Annotated in this window: 1 pseudogene; it reads left to right on the top strand. The window is 68.5% G+C overall.

The annotated features are described in order from the left end of the window. Positions 1-126 (top strand): annotated as a pseudogene (locus FV242_RS34220) (IS66 family transposase); the annotation flags it as partial. Positions 127-251: the final 125 nt, after the last annotated feature.

Below are 251 nucleotides of genomic sequence, written 5' to 3'. Positions count from 1 at the left end.
GGCAGCAACGCCTACCACTGGGTGTTCCACGCGGCCGACGCGGTGGTGCACACGGCCTCGCCGACGCGGGGCGCCATCGTGGTGCGGAAGATGATGGACGGCCACCGGCCCGCGGTGTGGATCTCGGGACTATCGGAAATTCCGTGTGTGAGCGGCGGGTTGAACATCAGGCCGCCATGGCCCGGGTGAAGCGCTCGCCGAAGATGACGGCGAACTGCGCCTTGGCCATGACCCACTCACGCGGGCCCATC

This window comes from Methylobacterium sp. WL64, assembly GCF_008039945.1.
Classification (GTDB): Bacteria; Pseudomonadota; Alphaproteobacteria; order Rhizobiales; family Beijerinckiaceae; genus Methylobacterium.
This window is presented reverse-complemented; position numbering and strand designations above follow the sequence as displayed.